The 23,690-nt window shown below is 72.5% G+C and carries 23 protein-coding genes; 6 read left to right on the top strand and 17 right to left on the bottom strand.

The window, feature by feature from the left end; translation table 11 throughout:
- Window positions 1–27 precede the first annotated feature (27 nt).
- The 4 genes from AB0B33_RS38230 to AB0B33_RS38245 form a co-directional block, all read right to left on the bottom strand.
- Window positions 28–849 (bottom strand): ABC transporter permease, encoded by an 822-nt coding sequence (locus tag AB0B33_RS38230; protein WP_360781244.1) that lies wholly within the window; start codon window positions 847–849, stop codon window positions 28–30.
- Window positions 809–1,612: an ATP-binding cassette domain-containing protein gene (locus AB0B33_RS38235; protein WP_360781246.1), complete on the bottom strand. Its 804-nt coding sequence runs from the start codon at window positions 1,610–1,612 to the stop codon at window positions 809–811. The genes AB0B33_RS38230 and AB0B33_RS38235 overlap by 41 nt, the downstream gene beginning before the upstream one ends.
- The gene (locus AB0B33_RS38240; protein ID WP_360781248.1) at window positions 1,609–2,049 is read right to left on the bottom strand and encodes a MarR family transcriptional regulator; all 441 of its coding nucleotides are present in this window, start codon (window positions 2,047–2,049) and stop codon (window positions 1,609–1,611) included. The genes AB0B33_RS38235 and AB0B33_RS38240 overlap by 4 nt, the downstream gene beginning before the upstream one ends.
- Before the next feature lie 70 nt (window positions 2,050–2,119).
- Window positions 2,120–2,440: a helix-turn-helix domain-containing protein gene (locus tag AB0B33_RS38245; protein ID WP_247024597.1), complete on the bottom strand. Its 321-nt coding sequence runs from the start codon at window positions 2,438–2,440 to the stop codon at window positions 2,120–2,122.
- 85 nt (window positions 2,441–2,525) lie between these two features.
- Here AB0B33_RS38245 and AB0B33_RS38250 point away from each other — a divergent pair, with 85 nt between their 5' ends.
- The 3 genes from AB0B33_RS38250 (at window position 2,526) to AB0B33_RS38260 (ending at window position 5,163) form a co-directional block, all read left to right on the top strand.
- Window positions 2,526–3,515, top strand: a complete 990-nt coding sequence (locus AB0B33_RS38250; RefSeq protein WP_360781250.1) for an NAD(P)-dependent alcohol dehydrogenase — start codon at window positions 2,526–2,528, stop codon at window positions 3,513–3,515.
- Between the two features lie 224 nt (window positions 3,516–3,739).
- On the top strand, window positions 3,740–4,297 hold the full coding sequence (locus AB0B33_RS38255; RefSeq protein WP_247024593.1) for a hypothetical protein: 558 nt from the start codon (window positions 3,740–3,742) through the stop codon (window positions 4,295–4,297).
- Window positions 4,298–4,527: 230 nt separating this feature from the next.
- Entirely contained in the window at window positions 4,528–5,163 is a 636-nt protein-coding gene (locus tag AB0B33_RS38260) for a hypothetical protein (protein WP_360781252.1), read from the top strand.
- Here the strand turns inward: AB0B33_RS38260 and AB0B33_RS38265 are convergent.
- Window positions 5,082–5,717, bottom strand: a complete 636-nt coding sequence (locus AB0B33_RS38265; RefSeq protein ID WP_360781254.1) for a hypothetical protein — start codon at window positions 5,715–5,717, stop codon at window positions 5,082–5,084. The genes AB0B33_RS38260 and AB0B33_RS38265 overlap by 82 nt on opposite strands.
- A gap of 75 nt (window positions 5,718–5,792) precedes the next feature.
- Between AB0B33_RS38265 and AB0B33_RS38270 the strand changes: the two genes are divergently transcribed.
- Complete coding sequence (locus tag AB0B33_RS38270; protein WP_360781256.1) at window positions 5,793–6,470, top strand: GNAT family N-acetyltransferase; 678 nt, start codon at window positions 5,793–5,795, stop codon at window positions 6,468–6,470.
- Here the strand turns inward: AB0B33_RS38270 and AB0B33_RS38275 are convergent.
- The 9 genes from AB0B33_RS38275 to AB0B33_RS38315 all read right to left on the bottom strand — a co-directional run bounded on the left by AB0B33_RS38275 (window position 6,467) and on the right by AB0B33_RS38315 (window position 18,582).
- Window positions 6,467–8,482, bottom strand: coding sequence for a hypothetical protein (locus tag AB0B33_RS38275; protein ID WP_360781258.1), 2,016 nt, complete (start codon window positions 8,480–8,482; stop codon window positions 6,467–6,469). The genes AB0B33_RS38270 and AB0B33_RS38275 overlap by 4 nt on opposite strands.
- 43 nt (window positions 8,483–8,525) lie before the next feature.
- Complete coding sequence (locus AB0B33_RS38280; protein ID WP_360781259.1) at window positions 8,526–9,767, bottom strand: carboxylate--amine ligase; 1,242 nt, start codon at window positions 9,765–9,767, stop codon at window positions 8,526–8,528.
- Window positions 9,768–9,859: 92 nt separating this feature from the next.
- Complete coding sequence (locus tag AB0B33_RS38285; RefSeq protein ID WP_360781261.1) at window positions 9,860–10,285, bottom strand: hypothetical protein; 426 nt, start codon at window positions 10,283–10,285, stop codon at window positions 9,860–9,862.
- 207 nt (window positions 10,286–10,492) lie between these two features.
- Window positions 10,493–11,929 carry an APC family permease gene (locus tag AB0B33_RS38290; protein ID WP_360781263.1) on the bottom strand — a complete coding sequence of 479 codons (1,437 nt, stop codon included), beginning with the start codon at window positions 11,927–11,929 and terminating at the stop codon, window positions 10,493–10,495.
- Window positions 11,930–12,014: 85 nt separating this feature from the next.
- On the bottom strand, window positions 12,015–13,289 hold the full coding sequence (locus tag AB0B33_RS38295; protein ID WP_360781265.1) for an ATP-binding protein: 1,275 nt from the start codon (window positions 13,287–13,289) through the stop codon (window positions 12,015–12,017).
- Window positions 13,290–13,433: 144 nt separating this feature from the next.
- Window positions 13,434–14,864: a carboxylesterase family protein gene (locus tag AB0B33_RS38300; protein WP_247024578.1), complete on the bottom strand. Its 1,431-nt coding sequence runs from the start codon at window positions 14,862–14,864 to the stop codon at window positions 13,434–13,436.
- A 145-nt stretch (window positions 14,865–15,009) separates the two neighbouring features.
- Window positions 15,010–17,184: a xanthine dehydrogenase family protein molybdopterin-binding subunit gene (locus tag AB0B33_RS38305; protein WP_360781267.1), complete on the bottom strand. Its 2,175-nt coding sequence runs from the start codon at window positions 17,182–17,184 to the stop codon at window positions 15,010–15,012.
- The gene (locus AB0B33_RS38310; RefSeq protein ID WP_360781269.1) at window positions 17,181–18,143 is read right to left on the bottom strand and encodes a xanthine dehydrogenase family protein subunit M; all 963 of its coding nucleotides are present in this window, start codon (window positions 18,141–18,143) and stop codon (window positions 17,181–17,183) included. Before AB0B33_RS38310 ends, AB0B33_RS38305 begins: the two co-directional genes overlap by 4 nt.
- Window positions 18,130–18,582, bottom strand: a complete 453-nt coding sequence (locus AB0B33_RS38315; protein WP_247024572.1) for a (2Fe-2S)-binding protein — start codon at window positions 18,580–18,582, stop codon at window positions 18,130–18,132. The genes AB0B33_RS38310 and AB0B33_RS38315 overlap by 14 nt, the downstream gene beginning before the upstream one ends.
- 204 nt (window positions 18,583–18,786) lie before the next feature.
- On the opposite strand from AB0B33_RS38315, the gene AB0B33_RS38320 reads away from it, so the two are divergent.
- Window positions 18,787–19,353 carry a TetR/AcrR family transcriptional regulator gene (locus tag AB0B33_RS38320; protein WP_360781271.1) on the top strand — a complete coding sequence of 189 codons (567 nt, stop codon included), beginning with the start codon at window positions 18,787–18,789 and terminating at the stop codon, window positions 19,351–19,353.
- Between the two features lie 345 nt (window positions 19,354–19,698).
- Here AB0B33_RS38320 and AB0B33_RS38325 read toward each other — a convergent pair whose 3' ends face one another.
- The 3 genes from AB0B33_RS38325 to AB0B33_RS38335 all read right to left on the bottom strand — a co-directional run bounded on the left by AB0B33_RS38325 (window position 19,699) and on the right by AB0B33_RS38335 (window position 22,498).
- Window positions 19,699–20,058 carry a hypothetical protein gene (locus tag AB0B33_RS38325; RefSeq protein WP_360781273.1) on the bottom strand — a complete coding sequence of 120 codons (360 nt, stop codon included), beginning with the start codon at window positions 20,056–20,058 and terminating at the stop codon, window positions 19,699–19,701.
- A gap of 62 nt (window positions 20,059–20,120) precedes the next feature.
- Window positions 20,121–21,605 carry a CoA-acylating methylmalonate-semialdehyde dehydrogenase gene (locus tag AB0B33_RS38330; RefSeq protein WP_360781275.1) on the bottom strand — a complete coding sequence of 495 codons (1,485 nt, stop codon included), beginning with the start codon at window positions 21,603–21,605 and terminating at the stop codon, window positions 20,121–20,123.
- A gap of 23 nt (window positions 21,606–21,628) precedes the next feature.
- Complete coding sequence (locus AB0B33_RS38335; RefSeq protein WP_360781277.1) at window positions 21,629–22,498, bottom strand: aldolase; 870 nt, start codon at window positions 22,496–22,498, stop codon at window positions 21,629–21,631.
- 126 nt (window positions 22,499–22,624) lie between these two features.
- On the opposite strand from AB0B33_RS38335, the gene AB0B33_RS38340 reads away from it, so the two are divergent.
- On the top strand, window positions 22,625–23,401 hold the full coding sequence (locus AB0B33_RS38340) for a GntR family transcriptional regulator (RefSeq protein WP_360781279.1): 777 nt from the start codon (window positions 22,625–22,627) through the stop codon (window positions 23,399–23,401).
- Window positions 23,402–23,690 lie beyond the last annotated feature (289 nt).

The raw sequence follows: 23,690 nt of genomic DNA on the forward strand, positions 1-23,690 counted from the left end.
AAGCTTCCGTTCGGTGAGAGATGGGCCTCACCGGGCCAACCTGCCGAGCAGCGCCGAAGCGACCGAAATCGCCACCGCCGTCGCCGCGGCCAGCACGCCGAAGTCGAGGCCCAGGTGCGCGGGCGTGCCGATCAGCAGGCCGCGCAGCGCGTCCACCTGGTAGCTCAACGGGTTGACGTGGCTGAGCACCTTCAGCCACGACGGCATCAGGTCCACCGGGTAGAGGGCGTTGGAGCCGAAGAACAACGGCATCGTGATCGCCTGCCCGATGCCCATCAGCCGTTCGCGGGACAGCACGATCCCGGCGATCACGATGGACAGGCAGCAGAAGAACGCCGACCCGAGCACGACGACGACGGCCATCGCGAGCAGCTTCAGCGGGTTCACGGTCAGCCCGACGCCGAGGACCGCGGCCAGCACCAGGACCATCAGCGCTTGCACGAGCGCGCGGACTCCCGCCGCGAACGCCTTCCCGGCGACGAGGGCCGCGCGCGGGGTCGGGGTCACCAGCAGCTTGGCGAGCACGCCTGCGTCCCGCTCCCAGATGATCTGGATGCCGTAGAAGATCGCGATGAACAGCGCCGACTGCGCGAGGATGCCGGGCGCGAGGTAGTCGAGGTACGGCGTCGAGCCGGTCGGGATCGCCTTCAGCCGGGTGAACGTCTCCCCGAAGATCAGCAGCCAGAGCGCGGGCTGGATCGCGCGGGTGAGCAGCTCGGTCTGGTCGCGGCGCAGCTTCTGCAGCTCCACCAGGCACATCGCGCCGACGCGGGCGGCGAGCACGCGCAGCCGGCCGAGCGGGCCCGGGTCAGCCGAGACGGCGGGCGGTACGGCGAGTGGCACGGACACCGTGGATCCCTCCTTCGTCGCTGTCGAGGCGGTCGCCGGTCGCCGCGCGGAACACGTCGTCCAAAGTGGACTCCGGGCCGAGGCCCGCTTCCAGCTCGGCGGGGGTGCCCAGCGCGCGGATCCGGCCGGCGTGCATCAGTGCGACGCGGTCGCAGTACTGCTCGGCCTCGTCCATGTAGTGGGTCGTGACGAGCACGGTCATCCCGGTCGCCGCGCGGATCTCCGTGATCCGCTCCCACACCGACGAGCGGGCGACCGGGTCGAGGCCGATCGTCGGCTCGTCGAGGATGAGCAGCCGCGGCGAGCTGACGAGGGCCTGGGCCAGCTCGAGGCGGCGGATCATGCCGCCGGAGTACGTCTTGGCCGTGCGGTCGGCGTCCGCCTCGAGCCCGACCAGCTCCAGGGCGTTCCGCACCTGCTGCGAGCGCCCTGCGCGGGGGACGTCGAAGAGCCGGGCGAACAGCGCGACGTTTTCGCGGCCGGTCAGCGCGCCGTCGGCGGACAGCTGCTGCGGGACGTAACCGATCAGCCGCCGCACGGCCATCCGGCGGCGGGCGACGTCGACGCCGAAGACGGTGATCTTCTCCGGCGCCGCCGGCAGCAGCGTGGTGATCATCCGGAGGGTGGTGGTCTTGCCCGCGCCGTTCGGGCCGAGCAGGCCGAACACCTCGCCCGCGCGGATCTCCAGGTCGACGCCGTCCACCGCGCGGGTCGGGCCGAACGAGTGGCTCAGGCCGGTGCAGCGCACCGCGGGTCCGGTCATGGCTGCTCCTTCAGGACGCCCATGAGTTTTTCCAAGGCGGGCAACGCGTTCTCGATGGCTTCGCGGTCCTCTTCGGACAGTGCGGTGAGGGCTTCGGCGACGAGCCCGGTCCGGGCGCGCCGCCACGACGCCATCCGGTCGCGCGCGGCGCCGGTGATCTCCAGCCGGGCCGCGCGCCGGTCGGCGGGGTCGGGTTCGCGGCGCAGCAGCCCGGCTTCGGCGAGCTGGTTGACCAGCGTGCTGACCGAGTTGTTCGCCAGGTGCAGCTCGCGGGCGGCCGCGGCGACGCCGATGCCGGGGTGGTCGGCGACCACGCGCAGGACCTCGACCTGCGCGCCGGGCAGCGGGGAGCCGGGAACTTCGGCGCGCACGCGGCGGCGCACCACGCGGCGGATCCCCTGGACGGCGCCCAGCAGCCGGTCGGCTAGTGCGGTCATGCCGCCAAACTAGCTCTGACTCAGATCTATTAGCAACGCTAAATGTCTGGTTGGGGTGGAAGGTCCCGGATCAGCGGGCGGCTTCGGCGAGGGCCAGGTCGAGCAGGCCCGGGAAGCGGGCGTCGAACTCCTCGCGGCGCAGGGCGTTCAGCCGCTGGGTGCCGCTGTCCCACTGCTTGAGCAGGCCCGCCGCGCGGAGGATCTTGAAGTGCCGGGACGCCGCGGGCTTGCTGACCGGCGGCATGATCGCGCCGCACGACTGGCCGGGTTCGCGGGCGAGGGCGGCGACCATGGCCAGCCGGTGCGGGTCGCGGAGGGCTTCGAGGGCCGCGCCGAACGGGACGTCGTCGAGGGCCGGGTGGTCCAACGGGGTCGCGGTGCGGCTGGCCATGTCCCGAGTATCCCTGGTTGCCGGGAGGCGCGGAGCTGTGCCATGGTCGATGTTAGTCATTTGGTTAACATGAAGGAGGTCCCCGGTGCGCGTCTACCGTCCCGAGGCCGGAAAACCGGTCCGGCGCGACGAGCCGATGCCCGAACCGCAGCGCGGGGAAGTGCTCGTCCGCGTCCGGGCGACGTCGCTGAACTACCGCGACCTGCTGATCCTCGACGGCGACCACTTCAGCACCGGGCCGGGCGGCCTGATCCCGCTGTCCGACGCCGCGGGCGAGGTCGTCGCGGTCGGCGAAGGCGTCACCCGCTTCGCGGCCGGTGATCGGGTGATCGGCGGCTTCCACTCGCACTGGATCGCGGGCCGGCTGCCGGACACGCTGGTCGGCTACGGGAACGGCCAGGACGGCTGGCTCGCCGAGTACCGCGCCGTCGGGGAACACGCGCTCGTCGCGCTCCCGGATTCGCTCGGCTTCGAACAGGGCGCGACGCTGCCGTGCGCCGCGGTCACCGCGTGGACGTCGCTCGCCGGCGTGCGCCCGGGCGACGTCGTGCTCACCCTCGGCACCGGTGGCGTCTCGCTGTTCGCCCTGCAGCTGGCCAAGCAGCGCGGCGCGCGCGTCGTCGCGACGACGTCCAGCGCGGAGAAGGCGGCCAAGCTGACCGAATGGGGCGCCGACACCGTCATCGACTACCGGGCGACGCCGGAGTGGGGCAAGGCGGTCCTCGACGCCACCGGCGGCCGGGGCGCGGACCGGATCGTCGAGGTCGGCGGGCCCGGCACGTTCGCGCAGTCGCTCGTCGCGGCCGGAACGCACCACGCCGAGATCGCGCTCGTCGGGTTCGTCGGCGCCGACGGGCCGCCGGTCGGGTTCATGGACCTCTTCCGCAGTGGCGCGACCCTGCGGAAGATCTGGGTCGGCAGCCGCGAGGACACCGAGGACCTCCTCCGGTGGCTCGCCGTCCGGCCGCTCGAGCCGGTCGTCGACAGCGTTCACCCGTTCGACGACGCGGACGGGGCCTTCGAGCGGTTCCGGAGCCGGCAGAACCTCGGGAAGGTCGTCATTTCGGTGGCGTGAGGCGGGCGGGTACCGCTGATCGGTCGAACCTGACCCGGTGTGACCGTTCGGCGGCGAAGTGCTGCCGTTCGCCGCGTGACCGCGTGGTTCCGGTCCGGAACCACGCGGTGCGGGAGCATGCTGTCCTCTCCGACCCCGGTGTCCCCGCGCCTGACGTCCACTGTGGACATTGCCAGTGCGCCCGGCCCGGCGGTCTTTTCGACCGGAGATAGGACACCATCGTCGTGACCCTGCTGGACAGCAAGCTCGTCCGGTGCTGGACGTCCCGCCCGCACCTGCAGTCCCTCTACACCCTCGCCGCCGCGGCACCGCGGATGCGCGCCGCGCTCGGGCTGGCGCCCACCGGCGGGGGCACGGTCGATTTCAAGGTGACCGGGGACGCGCTGGCCCGCACCGAAGCGGAGCTGCTGGCCGCGACGTCGGCCCGGCTGCCGGTGCACCCGCTGGTGACCCAGGACCTCGACGGCCGCTCGACGGTGCGCTGCTGGCGCCGCAACCGCGACCTGCGCGTGCTGACCGGTGACCTGGTCGACGTCGCGGACCGGCTGACCCGGGCGGGGTACGGCGGCTGCCTGCGGTTCGCGACCGTCGAGTTCGGCGAGCAGACCGGCCGCCTCGACCGGAAGCTCGCGCTGGTGTACCTGTTCGACCGCGGCACGTTCCACACCGCGCCGGTGCCGGGCACCCGGCCCCTCGACCGTTCGCTGGAACTGCGCGCGCGGGCCGCTTTGCACGGGGCGCTGCCGCTGGAACCCGACGCCCAGCGCCGGTTCGTGCTCTGAGGGTGCCGCCGAAAACCGCCGATCGGCGCGGTCACGGCGTTCGGCGAGGATGCTGCTCTCGTCCGATCGGAGCAGATGGCGTGGCTTCTCGCCCGAACCCGGCGAAGGGGCGGAGCACCACCCGGGCACGAACGTGACGGTTCCGTTCGGAGCCGGACCGTTGCAGCGGGCGTCCTCGTCGGTGACGATGAGGTGACGGCGCCGCGAGGCGCCGGGCCGAAGGAGGCCCGATGTCGGGTACCCCGTGGATGTGCGCGCAGTGCGGCGCGGTCAACGACCCCGCCGCCGGGCGCTGCGGCACCTGCTCGAGCCTGGCGCCGGGCCGGGCCCGCGCCCGGGCGCTGTGGGTGCTGCTGACCCTGATGGTGGTCGCGGGCCTCGCGGTCGGCGGCGTCCTGCTGTTCACCGGGCGCTCCGAGCCGGATCCCGCCGCGTCCGGGCCGTTCCCGGCCTACACGACGCCCGCGTTGCCCACGACCAGGACCGTGGTCACGACCGCCGGCACCCTCACGCCGCCGGTCACGCCGCCCACGCCCACGACCTCGGCCACGCCGGCCGGGAAGCCGTGCCCCGGCGACGCCGCGCACTACCTGCCCGGCGGCCAGGGCACCGTGCTGCTGGCCGGGCAGACGGTGAAGTCGCAGGTCACGATCTGCCGGACTCCCGACGGCCGGATCTTCTACGACGGCCAGGCCCGCGGGCAGACGGCGTCGGGCGACACCCACATCGTCCTGCCCGCCGAGGCCTCGGGAGACGGCTTCGTCGCGGTGAACGGCGACTACACCTACAAGGTGGGCGGCGGCAGGCTGGTTGTGTCGGCCGGGTCCGAGGTGCTGTCCGACGAGCCGCTGACCACCGTCGGCTGAGCGCCGATCGCCTCGATGGCGGTCAGCGGTTCCGCGTCGAACCCCAGGTCGAGGCGCATCTTCGCGCGCAGGAGGCGGTAGCCGCGCTGGCCCGCGGTCCAGAGGGCGCGGTTTTCCGTGCCGGGGTGGTCCGGGTCCAGCAGCCGCGAGGTCAGCCGCATCCGCGGCAGCGTCGCCTCGCTGACCAGCTCCCGCACGGACTCCGGCGCGTGCAGCACGACCGGGCCGAGCGCGTGCTGGGTCTCGCTCCGCACCTCGCGTAGCTCGGTGACCTGGTGCTCGTCGACGGGTTTGCCGAGCTCACGGGACCGGAGCGCGCGGAACAGGACCGAGTCGAACGCTTCGAGGACGCCGAGCAGTTCGGCGTAGGCGCCGGCGCGGGTTTCGTGGGTGCGGGCCTCGCGCTCGCGCTGCCAGCGACGTTCTTCACGAGCGGTTTCCTCGGCCATCCGCTTCGCCTCGCGGCGGCCCGACAGCAGCTGCGTGGCGAGCACCCCGGCCAGGCCGAGCAGCGCGACGACGATCGGTATCCACACCGGGACCTGCGAACCCACGAGCGCACCCTACCGGCGGCGCTCAGGATGTGGGACCGGTGCCGCCCGGCCGGGCGGGGCAGGGATCCTGGCGGTATGGCTTCTCCGCTCGACAACCCGGCCTTGGCGTCGCTGACCGGTCCGCACGCCCGTTTCGCCGAAGGGCGTGGCCGCGTGGTGCGCTACCCCGAAGACGTCGCCCCTTTCCTCGCGCTGCCGGACGATCCCGGGCCGCGGGACTGGCTGGACGTCGCCGAGCTCGCCGGGCCGGGGACGACCATCGTGCTCGCCGCCACCGCCGCGCGGCCGCCGTCCGGCTGGGAGGTGGTCGGCGTGACCCCGGGTGTCCAGCTGGTGGACGAAGGGGTCGCGGCCGCGCCGGAGCCGGAGGCCGTGCGGCTGGGGCTCGCCGACGTGCCGGAGATGCTCGACCTCGTCGAGCGGACGAAGCCGGGGCCGTTCCGGAAGCGGACCGTCGAGCTCGGCACCTACCTCGGGATCCGGCGGGGCGGCGCGCTGGTCGCGATGGCCGGGGAGCGGCTGCACCCGCCCGGCTACACCGAGATCAGCGCGGTCTGCACGGACCCGGCCCACCGCGGGGAAGGCCTGGCGACGCGGCTCGTGCTCGCCGTGGCGGCGGGCATCCGCGAGCGCGGCGAGACGCCGATGATGCACGCGGCGGCGAGCAACACCTCCGCGATCCGGTTGTACCTTTCGCTCGGGTTCGCCCTGCGGAGCCGGCCGGACTTCGTCGCGGTCCGCGTGCCCGGCTAGGACTCGGGCGGGCTCTTCGCGGCCTGGAGGCGGCCGGCCGGCAGCCGGTCGGCGCCCCAGCTGCGTTCGACGTACCCGAGGATCCCGGCGACGGATTCCGCGGGCACCTTCTCCGGCTGGCCGCGCTCGAGCGGGTCCAGGTGGAAGAGGTAGAGCCGCGACGCGAACTGGTCGAACGGCAGCGAAGCCTCGCCGAACCGCTCGCCGTTGCCCGCGGTGGAGACGACCACGCCGTCACCCCAGTCCTGGCCGCTGTCGTTGTTCGGGTTGAAGAAGTACACCCGCATGACGCCCTGGGGGTCCGGGCCGACCCGCAGGATCGTGATCGCGTGCCAGCCGATGTAGCGGGCCGCGCTGTCGGTGACCGCGATCCCGGCCGGCTGCGGGTGGATCAGCGGCTGGCCGCCGTTGAAGAACGGGTGGTAGCTCGCGTGGAAGTGCCGGTAGAAGTCGTCGAGGCCGATCAGCTGCCCGGTCGCCACGTCGACGTTGATCCGGAAGCCGCGCGCGGTCCACCAGCCGTGGAACTCCGGGTTGACCCACCGGTGCGGGTCGCCGGGGCGGTCGGCGCAGCGGCGTCCCATCTCGGCGTAGATCCGGTCCAGGTGCGGCACCACCAGCAGCGACACCGGGTCGAGGTCGGCCGGCGGCGTGGCCGCGAGCCCGGCCGCGCTGTCCTTCGACGAGATCGGCTGCCCCTCGAAGTGCATGATCACCTCGTCGTCGCGCGCGGCCCACGTGACGATCTGCAGCAGGTAGTCCGGATCGTTGTAGGCCCACATCGACAGCGCGCGGGCCGACTGGCAGGTCGGGTTGTCGCCCTGCCCGACGCCGAGCGGCAGGCCCAGCATCGACAGCACGCCCGCGGTGAGCCGCGCCGCCGGTCCCGGCCGGTCGCCGAACACGGTCGTCAGCCGCTCGCGCGCGGCCGGCGCGAGGTCCAGCGCCAGCTGGCGCCACAGCGCGGGCACCACCGGCGGCTCGTAGAGGATGCCGCGGTCGAGCAGCAGCGCCAGCCCGTAGATGCACTGCGCGGTCTGCGGGTGCACGGCGACCTCGATCAGCCGGTGCACCAGGTCGCGGTAGCGCAGCAGGCAGTTGCGCCCGGTTTCGGACAGCCCGAGCGCCTCGCCGAGCAGGTAGTCGCTTTCGTGCCGCAGGAACCGCAGCAGCTCCGCGTGGTACGGCGAGACCAGCCCGGTGTCGTGCATCGCCCGGGCGAACCCGGTGGCCTCGTACTGCAGGGCGCCGGTGTCCATCGACTCCAGCCGCGCCCGGAAGACGTCGACCCCCGGGTCTTCCCGGCACGCCTCCGTGGTGCCGAAGAGGCTGGTGATGAGCCGGTCGAGCCCCTGCCCGGACGACGCGCCCAGTGCGACGTCCGGGTCGCCGCGGTAGATCGCGATGCGGGTGATCAGCGACTGCACCTGGTCGACCTGGATCGGGCGCTGGCGCAGGATCCGCCAGATCTCGTCGACCACCTCGTCGAGGACGGTGTCGTAGCCGACCTCGTCGGCGACGTGCCGGAACAGGTCCCGGATCAGCTGCGCGGTCCGGCCCTGGCGGACCCGTTCCGCCTCGCTGGGCGGGGTGAACAGCAGCTCGAGGTTCATCGCCAGCACCTGCGAAAGGAACTGGCGGGCGTCCTCGGCGGACAGCGTCGGGTGCGCGAAGTCCCCGCGGGCGACGGCGAGCATCCGCAGCTCGCTGGTCGCCTCGATGACGACGGTGTCGCCGTTTTCGCTGCGCAGCCCGGGCCCGACCAGTGCCGGGACGAGGATCTCCGGCGTGGCCCAGTCGGTGCCCTCGAACACGCCGGCTTCCTCGATGGCCTGCGCGCGGGCCTGGATCGCCGCGGGCCCGCCTGGCAGCAGCAGGACCCGCCGCAGTGCTTCCAGGACGCGTCGCAGCTTCGTGTGCTTGCCGAAGTCGCGGGTCTCCGCCATGGCCTGCACGGCGTCGTCGAGCGAAGCCACGCGCTTGTCCAGCGTCGCGGCGGGGGTCGGGTTCACAGGTGTTCCTCGGGGTCGGGTGCCGGCCTCCACATCGGACGGATCAGACGTAGAAGTCGTACTCTTCCTGTTCCTTCAGCAGATCACGCATCCGGTACGCGTCGTCGCCGAAGAAGTAGAGCAGGCCCCAGTGCGTGCCGAAAGCGGTCCGCTTGGTGACCGTCTCCTCCAGCGGCGCCGAAAGGTCGTGGGACTCGTAGTAGTCGTCGTCCTGGGTCTGCTCCGGGATCCGCAGCTCGCTGACGACCCGCCGGCGCGGGTAGACGCCGAAGCAGCCCGCGACGCCGGACGCGTCGACGACCTCGCGCGGGAAGAAGGCGTCGATCTCCTCCTCCGTCGTCTTCGGGTCGAAGGCCAGCGCCAGGCCCTGGTAGGCGTTGAACCCGTAAGCCCGTTCGAGCAGCTCGAAGACCTTGAAGCCCGGCGGGCGGTAGGCGACCTCGCCGAAGTACATCTCGCCGTCGCTGGTGACGAAGTACTCCGGGTGCACGAAGCCGAACTCGATGTCGAAGGTCTTGATGAGCTTCTCGATCTGCGCGGTGATCTGCGGCCGGTACTTCTCCAGCTCCGACGTCGCCGGCACGAACACCGAGTACCCGAGGGTGACGTACTCGGAGATGTTGAGGAACTTGATCTTCCCGTTGTGGATCCACGCCTCGACGGCGAACTCCCAGCCGTCCAGGTGGGACTCCATGAGGACGGGGAACTCGTCGTCCGGGATCGTGTCGATCTCGTCGGGTGTGCGGATGACGCGGTGCCCGAGGCAGCCGGCCTTGTCGAAGGCCTTGAGGTGGATCGGGTCGTTGGGGTCGCCGTCGAGCTTGAGCAGCGTCTGGTTGACGCGCTTGAGGAAGCGGATCACGTCGTCGCGGTCGTGGGCCTCCTCGAAGATGCCGACCCGGATGCCGCCGAGCTGGGCCCGGCGCTTCATCAAAGCCTTGTCGCGCAACAGCATCGCCTGCCCGAACAGCCGCGGGTTGTCGAGCAGCACCGAGTTGATCGCCCCGGCCCACTCCACGGTCTCCTCGAACAGTGGAATCGCGACGTCGACGCCTCTTTCCTTGAGGATCTCCGCGATCTCCAGCGAACGTTCGTTGAGCCGCTCGAAATTCCACGGCACGTAAGGGATGTCGTGCTCGGCGCAGTACTGCTCGGCCCACTCCGGGGCGACGACGACGTAGCGGCGGTCGAACCGGTCGAGGGCTTCGATCGCGTTGAGGCTCCAGCCGAGCAGGGCGAGGTATCCCTTGTCGGGGTTCTTCGAAGCCGATTCGGGCTGTGGCATGGACCATTCCTCCGGGTCGGCGCGTCAGGGGTCGTTTCGTGACCCCACCGTACCGGGAGGTAACCGGGGTGCGCTGATCGAGCGCGTGATCACTAGGCGCCCGTCGAGGAACCCGGCCGCACGATCATCAGGACCGTCACCGCCGCCCACAGCAGGTTGAACACCCCCGTGACCATCGCGAGACGGCCCAGTTTGTCCGAAGTGGACTCTCCGGTCAGGAACCGCTTCTGCCGCGGCAGCACCAGGAGCGCGAGGACCGCGGCCGCCACGGCGGTCAGGCCGATCGACGTGAGCAGCCACGGGTCGCCCATGACGTGCATGGTGCCCGCGACGCCGAACCCGAACACCGGGACGGCGATGGCGGCGTAGGCGTACACGCGGCAGATCCGGTGCAGCATCGTCGTCACCTTCGCTTCGCCCTTCCGGACGGCGGCGGGGAACATGCTGGCCGCGACGGCGACCGGGCCGACGGCGAGCACCGCCGCCAGGACGTGGACCGAGAGCAGGAATTTCGACACGCGGCGAACCTACTGGGCTCGATCAGGGCCCGGGAGTGGCTGGAATGCCAGGAACCACCGAGTTCCGGCCAGCCCCGCCCCACGTGCACGGCCGGTGGATCCACCAGTGCGGTCGCGTCGCCGGCGCACGTGAGCCCGGTCACCGGGTGCCGCGGCTGCCGGACCGCACTCCGTGGCGGTCGACGAGGCTGACCGCCGCCGCGCGGGCTAACGAGCGGCGGGTTCGGCGTCGAGGCCGAGCGCGTCCAGGCCCGCGTAGACGTCCGGGCGTCGCCGGCGCAGCCAGGCCGCCAGGGCGAGACCGGCGGCCGCCGCCACCGCGAGCAGCCACGGGAGCGGGGCGATCGCCGGTGCCTCGGAGCCGGCCAGCGTGGGGAAGTTGACGATCGCCAGCACCGTCACCGCGATCAGGCCGAGGCCGCCGAGGCCGGGGGCGATCGCGGTGCGCCACAGCCGCGGGTCGCGCCGCCTGCGGAAGTACGCGACGACCGCGATGCCGGCCAGTGCCTGGAGGGCGATCACGCCGAGGGTGCCGATGCCGGTCATGCTGGCGGTGAGGTCGGCGAGGGGGTCCAGCCCGGCCAGCGCGTAGCCGGCGGCGATCAGCGTGGCCAGCCCGATCTGCGTCCCGCTCGCGACGTACGGCGCCCCGTTCGCCGCGTTGGTCCGGCCGAGGACGGCGGGCAGCACGCGGGCCCGGCCGAGCGCGAACAAGTATCGCGTCGCCGAGTTGTGCAGTGCGAGCAGCGCCGCGAACAGGCTGACGACCAGCAGCAGCATCATCACGTCGGTGAGGAACGAGCCCAGGTAGGTGCGGCTGATCGAGAAGACGAGGTCGCCGGTCGCGAGGTGGTCCTGCGCCGTCCGCCCGGCCTCCGCGACGCCCGTCGCGCTGACGAGCGCCCACGTCGTCACCGCGGCGAACACCCCGATCAGGACGATCGCCGTGTAGGTCGCGCGGGAGATCGTCCGGTGCGGGTCGCGGGCCTCTTCGCTGAACAACCCGGTGGCTTCGAAGCCGACGAAAGCGTTGAAGGCGAACAGGAACGCGATCCCGATCGAGTCCGAGAACACCACGCCCGGCGCGAACGCGGAGACGTCCAGCCCGGTCCGGACGGCCACCGCGACGTCGAGGACGAGCAGGATCGACACCTCGAGGACGAGCGAAACGCCGAGCACCTTCGCGCTGACGTCGACCCCGCGGCGGCCGAGCGCGAACACCGCGAGGGCGGAGACGAGGCTCCAGACCTGCCACGGTGTGTGCCAGCCGAAGACCTGCTCGACGACGTTCGCGGTGAAGAAGCCGCTCGTCCCGACCGCGCCGGCGACGAAGCAGTTGTAGCCGAGCAGCGCGACGAGCGCGGCGACCAGGCCCAGCGGGCGGCCGAGTCCCTTGGTGACGTAGACGTAGAAGCCGCCCGCGCCGGTGACCACCTTGCTCATCTGCGCGTAGCCGACCCCGAAGAGCACCAGGATCAGCGCCGCGAGCAGGAACGCACCCGGCATGCCGCCGCCGTTGCCGAGCGCGATGCCCAGCGAGGCGATGACGACGATGCCGGTGAGCGGCGCGACGGCGGCGAGGACGAGGAAGACGACGCCCGGTGTGCCCAGCGCGTCGCGGCGCAGGGAGCCCGACTCGGCCATGGCTTTCTCCTCCCGCTGGGGACTGTCCGGGCATGGTGCGCCCCGGTCGTGGCGGGAGTCTTGTGCCGCAGCGCAGACCCGTTGCCTAGCCCGGCACCCACATCGTCACGCGGGTGCCGCGCCCAGGCTGGGAGTCGACCGTGCCGTGCCCGCCGACCTCGGCCAGCCGGGCCACGATGGACTGGCTGATGCCGAAGCCCGGCGGCCGGTCGCGGACGTCGAAACCCTGGCCCTGGTCGCGGGCGACCACCGCGATGCCGCCGTCGCGTTCCTCCACGCGGAGCACGACCTGCTTGGTCCCGGAGTGCTTCACGGTGTTGCGCAACGCTTCCCGGACCGCTTCGACCAGCGCGGTGCGGCGGTCGCGGGACACCTTGTGGTCGTCGGCGAAGTCCGCGGCGACGAGCTGCGTGCGCAGGCCGTCGCGGGCCAGTTCGGTGGCGACGTCGGCGAGTTCGATCGTGAAGCTGCGCGTCGGGCCGGTCGGCACCGGCTCGGTGATCCGGCGGCGCAGCTCGGCCGCCTCCGCCTTGGCGACCGAACGGAGTTCCGCGAGCCGCGTGACGGCCTGCGCGTCGTCGCCCGGTGCGGAAATGGCCAGTGCTTCGAGCGTCTGCAGCACGCTGTCGTGCATGATCCGCCGGGTCCGGCGGCGTTCGGCCTCGCGCCCGCGCCGCAGCCCGATGTCCACCGCGAACCGGGTGCCGACGCCGAGCATGATGAGGATCGCGACGGCGAGCACGATCGCCACCGCCAGCGCGACCAGGCAGCCGATCGAGCGCGTCAGGGCGAGCTGGTGGCCCAGCGGGAGGCCGCCGGCCAAGGTCAGCGCGGCCCGCAGCGGCACGGCCGCGGCGAACAGCCACAGCGCGGCGGGCAGCCCGGAGGTGCCCGCCCACATCGCGACCGCGCTGACCAGCCACGTCCACGACACGTCGACCGCGAACGGCTGGACCGCCGCCGGCGCCGTCGCGGCCACGAAGAAGTTGAGCAGGACGCCGACGGCCAGGTCCAGGCCGAGGGCGCGGCCGGTGACCCGGGCCCGCAGGCCGCCGGAGCGCAGCACCCAGACCGCCGCGGCGGAGCCGGTCAGGACGGCGAACACGGTCGCGCCCAGGACCGGGCCGAGCCCGGCCCCGCCGTTGGCCGCGGCGAACCCGATGAACACCTTGACGAACGCCGCGATCCGGTACGCCAGCGGCACGAGGACCCAGTAGCGCGAGGCACGTGCGAGCGTCGCGTCCCCGACCGCGGCGAGGTCGCCGTCGTCGGCGGGCCCGGCGGGTTCCGCGGGGGTGCCGCTGCGGAGCAACGTGCGGACGAGCGCGCGCGGCGGTGCGGCAGAGCCCGCCTCGGGCATCGGTGGACCCCAATCATCCGGCCGTCCGGGCGGGCCTGAGCCTGGCAGCGCCGCGGGGGAGCCGTCAACCGTCCCGGGCCGGAGTCCAGCCCGGTGGAGCAAGGCGCGCTACGCGTTCGTGACCTTGAGGCCCGCGAACGCCGCTCAGTACGCGTGGAACACGGTGTCCTCGCCCGCGTACTCCGGCCAGCCCGGCGAACCCGTGGCGGCGAAGCGGTGCCAAGCGCCGTTCAGCTCGGTGGCCAGGTCCTGCGGCGGGGCCTCGCCGAGCAGGCCGCGGGGGCCGGGCACCGCGGCCAGCGCGTCGAACACGAACGGCAGCTCGAGCCCGTGGCACGCGCCGAGCCGGCCGTCGAGCAGGGGCGAACCCCACTCGAACTCGTAGCGGAACGTCCGGCCGGTGTGGTGGTCGGCCAGGTCGCGCACGCCGTCGCGGAAGACCAGGTCGGTCAGCGCTTCGACGAGGACCTGGCCCGCCGGGACGCCGGAGCCGAGGCCGTAGGCGTGCAGCACGCCGGCCGGGTCCGGGTGGGACACCGCCAGCGACGCGATCGCCTGGTCGTCGGTGACCTCCTCCAGCGCGCCGGTCGGGACCAGGTAGAGCCGCATCTCCTCGCTGCAGCTGCCGGCGATCAGGTCGACGTCGCGGCCCGCGCCCGCCCGGATCGCCTTGGCCGGGTGGTGCGGCAGGACGTCGTCGCCGATCACCGGGAGGAAGGGGCTCAGCCCGTAGCCGCGGTCGTAGCCCAGCGCGTCGCGCAGATCGGGCGCGCCGCCGGGGCGCAGGACGGCGTCCTGGGCGTCGAGCAGCTGCTCGGTCGACACCTTCCGGAAGGACTCCGCGGTCGGCTCGACCTTCAGCTCGTCGGCGACGACCCGGGCCAGCCGCCGCGCCTGGACACCGTCGCGCACCATGTCGGGGTGTCCGCTTTGGACGATCGCGCGGTGGAACAGGCCCGGCGAGAGCGGCGAGCCGAGCAGGCAGGCGACGCTGACGGCGCCGGAGGCCGCGCCGAAGAGGGTGACGTTGCCGGGGTCGCCGCCGAACCCGGCGATGTTCTCCCGGACCCAGCGCAGCGCGGCGAGCTGGTCGCGCAGCCCGAGGTTGGTGCTGCCGCCCTCCAGCGGCAGGAAGCCGTCGACGCCGAGCCGGTACTGCACGGTCACCAGCACCGCGCCGGCGCGGGCGAACGCCGTGCCGTCGTAGGCCGCGGCCGACCCGGTACCGCCGAGGAACGAGCCACCGTGGACGAACACCAGGACCGGCAGCGCCGCCCCGCCCGGCTGCGGCGTCCACACGTCCACCGTCAGGTACTCCGGGCCCGGCCGCCAGCCGGTGCCGGCGATCGGGGTCAGGTCCAGGCCGGGGACGTCGTGGCGGCGTTGCGGCGCGGTCGGCCCCGGTCTTCTCGCGTCACGGACTTCTTCCCACGGCGGCGCGGGGACGGGGTCGGCGAAGCGCAGGTCGCCTTCGGGCGCGGCGGCGTACGGCACACCGCGGAAGAGCGCGACGCCGTCGGCGGTGACCTGACCGCGGACCGCGCCGGAAGTGGTGGGGACGACCGGGTCGGTCATTGCGGGGGGTCCCTTCGTGGCACACCGGGGAGGAGTCCCGACAGCCTAGGACCGCGGACCGGTCGCCGTCATGGGCGATCGTCCCCGCCGTTGTCGCGGATGGATAACGGCCGGGCGGGGCGCCGTCGGGCGCCCCGCCCCGCCGTCAGTCTTCGAGGAGGTCCTCGATGGTGATCGGGATGTGCCGGACCCGGGTGCCGGTGGCGTTGTACACGGCGTTGGCCACCGCCGCCGCCATGCCGACCGTGCCGATCTCGCCGAGGCCGCGCGCGCCGACGGCGTTGTGCAGCGTGTCCGGGTACTCGACGAAGTGGACGTCGACCTCCGGGATGTCGGCGTTGACCGGGAGCAGGTAGCTCGCGAAGTCGCCGTTGGCGAACCGGCCGTTCGCCTCGATCTCCAGACCTTCGTGCAGCGCCGCCGAGACACCCCAGATCATGCCGCCCATGATCTGGCTGCGGGCCGCCTTGTCGTTGATGATCCGGCCCGAGTCGAACACGCCGAGCATCCGCGAGACGCGGGCTTCGCGGGTCAGGCGGTGCACCCGGACCTCGCAGAACTGGGCGCCCCACGAGCTGAACGAGTGCTTCGTGAGCTCCTCGCCCGGCGCCGACGAGCCGGTCACTTCGAGCGACTCGCGGCCGACCGCGCGCAGCAGTTCGCCGAAGGTCATGCTGCGGCCGTCCGCGAACACCCGGCCGTCGGCGTAGGTGACTTCGTGGCCTTCGAACGGCGCACCGGGATCGGCGGCGAGCGCCACCAGTTCGTCGATGGCCTTGACCGCCGCGATCATGATCGCGGTGCCCGCGCTCGCCGTCGCCGTCGAGCCGCCGGACAGGCCGCCCGGCGGGAGCGCCGAGTCGCCGAGCCGCGGCGTGATCCGGTCGGCCGGGATGTCGAGCGATTCCGCGCCCACCAGGGAGAGCACCGTGAGCAGGCCGGTGCCCGGGTCCGCGCCGCTGGTGGCGACGTCGGCGGTGTCGTCCGCGTGCAGCGTGATGCCCACCGTGGCCGGGAACCGCAGCGCCGGGAACATCGCCGTGGCCACGCCCATGCCGACGAGCCAGTCGCCTTCGGTGCGCGTGCCGGGCGGGCGGTGCGCCCAGCCGAAGCGCTGCGCGCCGATGCGGAAGCACTCGTCGAGGTGCTTGCTCGACCACTGCAGGTCCTTGCCCGGCGGGGCGGTCGAGTTGTTGCGGATGCGCAGCTCGATCGGGTCCATGCCCAGCGCGACGGCGAGTTCGTCGACCGCGCTTTCCAGCGCGAACGAACCGGGTGCCTCGCCGGGGGCGCGCATGAACGTCGTCGGCGGGATGTTCAGCGGCACGATCTTCTGGCTGATGGCCAGGTTCTGCGTGGCGTACCACTCGCGCGAGGTGCCGTGCGACGTCGGCTCGACGAACGACCGGGCGGCGTCGGTGCTGCACCACGAGTCGTGGCTGAGCGCGACGAGCGAGCCGTCCCGTTCGGCGCCGAGCTTGATCGTCTGGACCGTCGCGGCCCGGCCGGCGGTCGCGGTGAAGACCTGCTCACGGGTGAGCGCGGCCTTCACCGGGCGGTCGAGGGACCGCGCCGCCGCGGCGGCGAGGAACGCCGGTGCCGACGTGCGGCCCTTGCCACCGAAAGCGCCGCCGACGAACGGGTTCACGCAGTGCACGGCGGTCAGTTCCAGGTCCAGGGCGCTGGCCAGCTCCATCGCCTGCAGGTTCGACGCCTGGTTTCCGCTGTAGACGGTCAGCTCGCCGTCGTCCCACACCGCGACCGCGGAGTGCGGCTCCATCGCGGCGTGGTTCTGCGTCGCCGTGGTGTAGGTCGCTTCGACGACGACCGGGCTCGCGGCGAACGCGTCGTCGATGGATTCGACGCCGTCGGCGAGGACCTCCAGCGTCGGCGGCGCGCCGTCCCGGGCCGGCGGCGCGTCTTCGGCCGTGGCGAGGCCTTCGGTCAGCGACGTCTTGGCCGGCAACGGGCGGTAGGCGACGTTCACCAGCGAGGCCGCGTCGCGGGCCTGCTCGAACGTCTCCGCGACCACGAAGCCGATCGGCTGGCCGTAGTAGGTGACTTCCTTGTCCTGCAGCGGAACCCACGTGTCGCCGAACAGCGGCGACGTGGCCGTGCGCATCTCCAGCGGGTCGAACGGCGAGTACACGCCGACGACGCCGGGCGCCTCCCGCGCCGCGGAGAAGTCCATGGCTTCGATCTCGCCGTGGGCGATCGTGCTGAGCACGACGTAGCCGTAGGCCATGCCGGGGAAGTGGTGGTCGGCGCCGTACTTGGCCTGACCGGTGACCTTCAGCGGCGCGTCCAGCCGGGTGATCATCGGGAGCTCCCCTCGGTCAGTTCGAGCAGCGCGCGGACGAGGGTCCGCTTGAGCAGTGGCACCTTGTACCCGTTGTCGGACAGCGTTTCCGCGCCCTCGGCCGCCACGGCGGCGGCTTCTTCGAAGGCGGCCTGGGTCGCCGGGCCACCCCGCAGGGCGGCTTCGACGGACGGCAGCCGCCACGGCACGGTCCCGACACCACCGGCCGCGACGCGGGCGTCGGCGATGACGCCGTCCCGGACGTCCAGCGCGACGGCCGCCGAGCACAGCGCGAACTCGTAGGACTGCCGGTCGCGCACCTTGACGTAGGTGGAGTTCGCCGCCCAGTCCAGCCGCGGCACGATGACCTCGGTGATCAGTTCGCCCGGCCGCAGGTCGTTCTCCAGCGCGGGGGTGTCCCCGGGCAGCTGGTAGAAGTCGGCGAGGGCGACTTCGCGGGTGCCTTCGGAACCGGCCAGCTTCACGCGGGCGTCGAGCGCGACCAGTGCGACCGCGACGTCGCTGGCGTGCGTCGCCGCGCAGGAGTCGCTGGTGCCGAGGATCGCGTGCATGCGGTTCGCGCCGGTGAGCGCGGGGCAGCCGCTGCCGGGCACGCGCTTGTTGCACGGCGAGGCGACGTCGCGGAAGTAGCCGCAGCGGGTGCGCTGCAGCAGGTTCCCGCCGATGCTGGCCATGTTCCGCAGCTGCTGGGACGCGCTGAGCAGCAGGGCCCGCGAGATCGCCGGGTACACCTGCGGGTGCGCGGCGATGGCGCTCATCCGCTCCAGCGCGCCGAAGCGCAGGCCGTCGGAGGTGTCGATGCCGCGCAGCGGGACTTCGTTGATGTCGAGGACGTGCTCGGGCGTGAGGACGTCGAGCTTCATGAGGTCGACGAGCGTCGTCCCGCCGGCGAGGAAGGTGCCGGGGGTCGCGAGCGCCGCTTCGACGGTGGTGGGCGCGGTCAGCTCAAAGGGACGCATCGGCCCGCCTCGCCTGCTCGACAGCCTTGACGATGTTCGGGTACGCGGCGCACCGGCAGAGGTTGCCGGACATGAACTCGCGCACGTCCTCGACGTCCTGCTCGACGGCGGCGACCGCCGACATGATCTGCCCGGCGGTGCAGAACCCGCACTGCAGCGCGTCCTGGTCCACGAACGCCTGCTGCACCGGGTGCAGCTCGTCCTCTGTGGACAGTCCTTCGACGGTGGTGACCGGCTGCTTGACGGTGGCGGCAAGGGTCAGGCAGGAGAGCACGGGCCGCCCGCCGACGTGCACCGTGCAGGCACCGCACTGGCCGCGGTCGCAGCCCTTCTTCGGGCCGGTGACGTCGAGGCGCTCGCGCAGCGCGTCCAGGAGGGTCACGCCGGGATCGACGTCCAGGTGTTCGGTACTGCCGTTGACTTCGAGTGAGATGTCCACAGGTCTCTTTCCGCAGCTCGCCCGGATCGGTTCCGGACGGTGGTGGTGGCGGCGATCAAAGGGAGCGGATAGTCATCCGCTTCACCTGTTCGCGAGGCTAGCGGATTACAATCCGCTTCGCAACGAACCGGTCACGCTGGAGTTGCTCCAGGTCTGGGTTAGATTCGGCGGACGGAAGCCGGCGGACGAGGAACGGGAGGGACGATGACGACGGGTTCGGTCAGCCCCCGGCGCGCGGACACCCGGCGCAACCACGAGCGCATCCTCGTCGTGGCGGGGGAGTCGCTCGCCCGGACCGGCGAGGTCTCGTTCAACGCCATCGCGAAGCAGGCCGAGGTCGGGGTCGGCACGGTGTACCGGCACTTCCCGACGCCGGAGGCGCTGATCCTCGCGGTCTACCAGCGCGAGGTGCGGCACATCGTGGAGATCGTGCCGGTGCTGCTGGACAAGCACGCGCCGGACGAGGCGTTCCGGGTGTGGGTCACCGACCACCTGGCGCACTACATGATGACGAAGAAGGGGCTGGCCGACGCGCTGCGCCGCGCGACGGCCTCCCGCGGCGAGCTGCCCGCGAGCGCCTACGAGTCCATGATCGGCGCGATGGCGGCCCTCCTCGAAGCGAACGCGGCGGCAGGCACGGTGCGACCGGGTCTCGACCCGGTGGTGGTGCTGCGTGGCCTGGCCGGCTTGCTGCTGCTCGACCCGGGCGGCGACTGGCGCGGTGAGGCGGCGAGCCTCGCCGACCTGCTGTGGCAAGGGATGGCCGGTTAGGTCGGTTGGTCGGGTGGGGTGGGGTTGCTGCTGCTGGAGTGGGGCGGCGATTGGCGCGGTGGGGTGGCGGGTCTCGCCGACCTGCTGTGGCAAGGGATGGCCGGTTGGGTCGGTTGGTCGGGTGGGGTGGGGTTGCTGCTGCTGGAGTGGGGCGGCGATTGGCGCGGTGAGGCGGCGGGCCTCGCCGGGTTGCCTCCGTGTGGGGTGGCTCGCGAGATGGTTCGGCTGAGTGGAATCGGCCCGCTGCGGCGCCGGGTGGCTTCGTCCGGCGGCGGTGGCCTGCTGTGGCACAGGGGGGCTCGCTAGCGCGTTTCGGCTAGGGCCGGGCTGCGTCGGCACGGGCCGTCAGGCGGTTTCGTCCAGCCGGACGGTCACGGTGACGCGGCCCTTTTCGTCGCGCCGCGCGGTGGCGTGGCCGGTGCGGCCGGTGTCGTCGAGGTCGAGGGACAGCGGGCCGCCCTCGCCGGTGAAGTTGCGCCACCACGACTTCGCGTCCGGGAGCCGGACGCCGATGGTGACGACGTTCCCCGCCCGCCGGTAGCCGACAGGGGTGGTGAACGTCCGGCCCGACCGCCGGCCGGTGTAGGTGACCTGGGTCAGGTGGCGGCGGACCAGCTTGCCCCAGCGGGGTGACGTCCGCAGCGAGCCCACGCACGTGTTGACGCGGTCCACGGCGGTCTTCGGGAGCGGGCCTCGGTATCCCACGGGGAGCCTCCTTCGTCGGTGACGACGTCCACCGTACCGGAAACCGGAGATGGGTGTTCCGGTTAGCTGGAGGTCGGGAAGGTGAAGCCCGCCTCCGTCCGGGGCCAGCGCGTGGTGACGACCTTCGCGCGGGTGTAGAAGCGGACGCCCGCCGGGCCGTGGACGGGACTGTCGCCGATCAGGGAGTCCTTCCAGCCGCCGAAGGAGTAGTACGACATCGGCACCGGGATCGGGACGTTGACGCCGATCATGCCGACCTTCACCTCGCGCTGGAATTTGCGCGCCGCTTCGCCGCTGCCGGTGAAGATCGCCGTGCCGTTGCCGTACGGGTTGGCGTTGATGACCGCGATCGCCTCCTCGACCGTCGCGGTGCGGACGATCGCGAGCACCGGGCCGAAGATCTCCTCGCGGTAGGCGTCCATCTCCGTGGTCACGCCGTCCAGCAACGACGGGCCGACGAAGAAACCCTCTTCGTGGCCTTCGACCTTCAGGCCGCGACCGTCGACCACCACCGTCGCGCCCTGCTCGGCGCCCCGGGCGACGGCGTTCACCACCCGCTCGCGCGCGGCTTCGGTGACGACCGGGCCCATGTCGCTCGCCGGGTCGCTGCCCGGGCCCACCTTGACCTCGTTCGCCTTGCGCTCGAGGACCTCGACCAGCGCGTCGCCGGCCGCGCCCACGGCCACCCCGACCGAGATCGCCATGCAGCGCTGCCCGGCCGAGCCGAACGCCGCCGCGGTGAGGTGGTCGGCCGCGTACTCCAGATCGGCGTCGGGCAGGACCACCGCGTGGTTCTTCGCACCGCCGAGGGCCTGGACGCGCTTGCCGGCCGCGGTGCCCCGCTCGTGGACGTACTTGGCGATGGGGGTGGAGCCGACGAAGGACACGGCGGCGATGTCCGGGTGGTCGAGGATCGCGTCGACCGCGGTCTTGTCGCCGTGCACGACGGTGAACACGCCGTCCGGCAGCCCGGCCTCGGCGTAGAGGCGGGCGACGAAGTTCGAAACCGACGGGTCGCGCTCGCTCGGCTTGAGGACGAACGTGTTACCGGTGGCGATCGCGATCGGGTGCATCCACAACGGCACCATGATCGGGAAGTTGAACGGGGTGATCCCGGCGACGACACCGAGCGGCTGCCGGAAGTCGTGGACGTCGACGTCGCGGGAGACCTGGTCGGAGAAGCTGCCCTTGAGCGCGTCGGCGATGCCGCAGGCGTATTCGACGACCTCGCGGCCGCGGATGACCTCGCCGCGGGCGTCCTCGATCACCTTGCCGTGTTCGCCGGAGATGATCCGCGCGAGTTCGTCTTCGTGCCTCACCAGCAGCTCGCGGAAAGCGAACATCACCTTGGTGCGCTGGGACAGCGAGGAGTCGCCCCACGCCTCGAAGGCTTTGCTCGCGGCGGCGACGGCGGTGTCCACAGTGGAGGGACCGGCCAGCAGGACCCGGGCCTGTTCCTGCCCGGTGGCCGGGTCGTAGACCGGCGCGGTGCGGGTCGAGCCCGCGGACGTGGCGGCGCCGTTGATCCAGTGTTCGACGGTGTGCACGGTGCTCCTCGAAGTAGTGGTGTTCACAGCAGCCCCACCGCGGTGTCGACGGCCTTGGCGACGTCCCCGTCGTGCGGGTACAGCAGGGACCGCCCGACCACCAGGCCCTGCACGGTCGGCAGGGCGAGTGCCCGCTGCCAGGCCGAGAACGCCGCGTCGGCGTCCTTGACCTCGCCGCCGAGCAGGACGGCGGGCAGTGTCGAAGACGCCAGCGCGCGCTCCATTTCGTCCACCACCGGCAGCTTGAGCCAGGTGCGGGCCGACGAGCGGCCGAGCCCGGAAGCGATGGTGATGGACTTGATCACGGCGTCGGGGGAGAGGTCGTTCTTGAGGCGCCCGCCCGCCCACACCGACAGGAACGGCTCGATCATCGCGATGAGCTTGCGGTCGGCCAGGTCGTTGACGGCCTTCGCGGTGTTTTCCAGGACGGCCGGCGTTGCCGGGTCGTCGAGGCAGATCCGGGTCAGCGTCTTGCCGCCGTCGAAGCCCATCCGGTCGAGGGATTCGGCGTCGTAGCAAGCGAAGCGGTCGTCGATCTCGAAGCTCGACCCGGCCAGCCCGGTGCGGTTCATCGACCCGAGCACCGTCTTGCCGTCGAGTACCCCGAGCAGGAGCAGGTCGTCGACGACGTCCGCGGTCGCGAGCACACCGGTGACGCCCGGGCGCTCCAGCGCGAGGCACAACCGCTCGAGGAGCTCGCCGCGGTCGGCCATCGCCGTCGGGTTTCCGCCCACCGCGTTCGCGCCGCGGGCGGGGTGGTCCGCGGCGATGATCATCGTGCGGCCCTTGTCGTTGAACGGCGATGCGGCCCGCACGCGGTTCGCGGCCGCCTCGGCGATCGCTTCCGGGTCGTGCACCCGTTTGGCGACGATGCGCCGCACCACGTCGATCACGCTTCCCCTCCCCGGACCGCGCACCGGCCCTCCCGAGAACGACGATTCCAGCGGCTGCGGACTTTGTCAAGACATATGGACAACACGTCATCCCTACAGTGGCCGCCGAGGCGGTAGCATCCGGGGATGAGCAAGCCGGACATCACCTCCCCGGCCTGGGATGCCGGGCGGGAGATCGTGCTGGACCCGGGCAGCCCCGAGCCGCTGTACTTCCAGGTTTCGCGGCAGCTGCACGCCGCGATCGAGGACGGCAGGCTGCCGGCGGGGGCGCGGCTGGGCAACGAGGTGGACCTGGCCGCGAACCTGCGCCTGTCGCGCCCGACCGTCCGCCAGGCGATCCAGACACTGGTCAACCAGGGGCTGCTCGTGCGACGGCGCGGGATCGGGACGCAGGTCGTCCGCACCAAGGTCGCCCGGCCGCTGCGGCTGAGCAGCCTGTTCGACGACCTCGCCGGGCTCGGCGGCAAACCGGAGTCGGCGGTGCTGGCCAACCGCGTCGAGAACGCCGGCGCGGAGGTGGCCGAGCTGCTGGAAGCGCCGGGGCTGGCCCACGTGCGCCGGCTGACGCGGATCCGCTCCACCGACGGCGAACCCCTCGCCCTGATGAACAACTACCTGCCGGTGGGCATCATCGACCCGACCGACGACGAGCTGCGCGAGCGCGGTCTCTACCAGCTGCTGCGCTCGGCGGGGGTCCGCCTGCACGCCGCCGAGCAGAACATCGGCGCCCGGACGGCGACCGAGGAGGACGCGGAGCTGTTGCGCGAGGAGCCGGGTGCGGCCCTGCTCACGATGCAGCGGACCACTTACGACGACACCGGCCGGGTGGTCGAGTACGGGTGGCACGTGTACCGGGCTTCGCGCTACACGTTCAACCTTTCGCTGACCAACGGGCCCCAGTAGCGGCGCGGCCGGGCCGGTTCGCACGGCGGGGGCGGTGGACTCCCGGCAGCCCGCAGCCGGGTTCGGGGGCCGGGCCAGATTCCGCATCGCGGGGCGCGGCCGCCCGGCTCCGGGTGCCGACGCCGGAGTCTTTGCGGTCGAGGTGATCGTGGGACCGGTGGCCGGCTCGGGCTTCGAGTGCGGGGGCCGGAATCCTTGCGGTCGAGGTGACCGGCGGGCCGGCGGAACCGGCCCGGCTATGGTCCGGAGGGGATTGTGAGGCGGCCCGCCGCGGGCTCCGGGGGCGCGG

Source organism: Amycolatopsis sp. NPDC049159 (assembly GCF_040648295.1).
Classification (GTDB): domain Bacteria; phylum Actinomycetota; class Actinomycetes; order Mycobacteriales; family Pseudonocardiaceae; genus Amycolatopsis; species Amycolatopsis pretoriensis_A.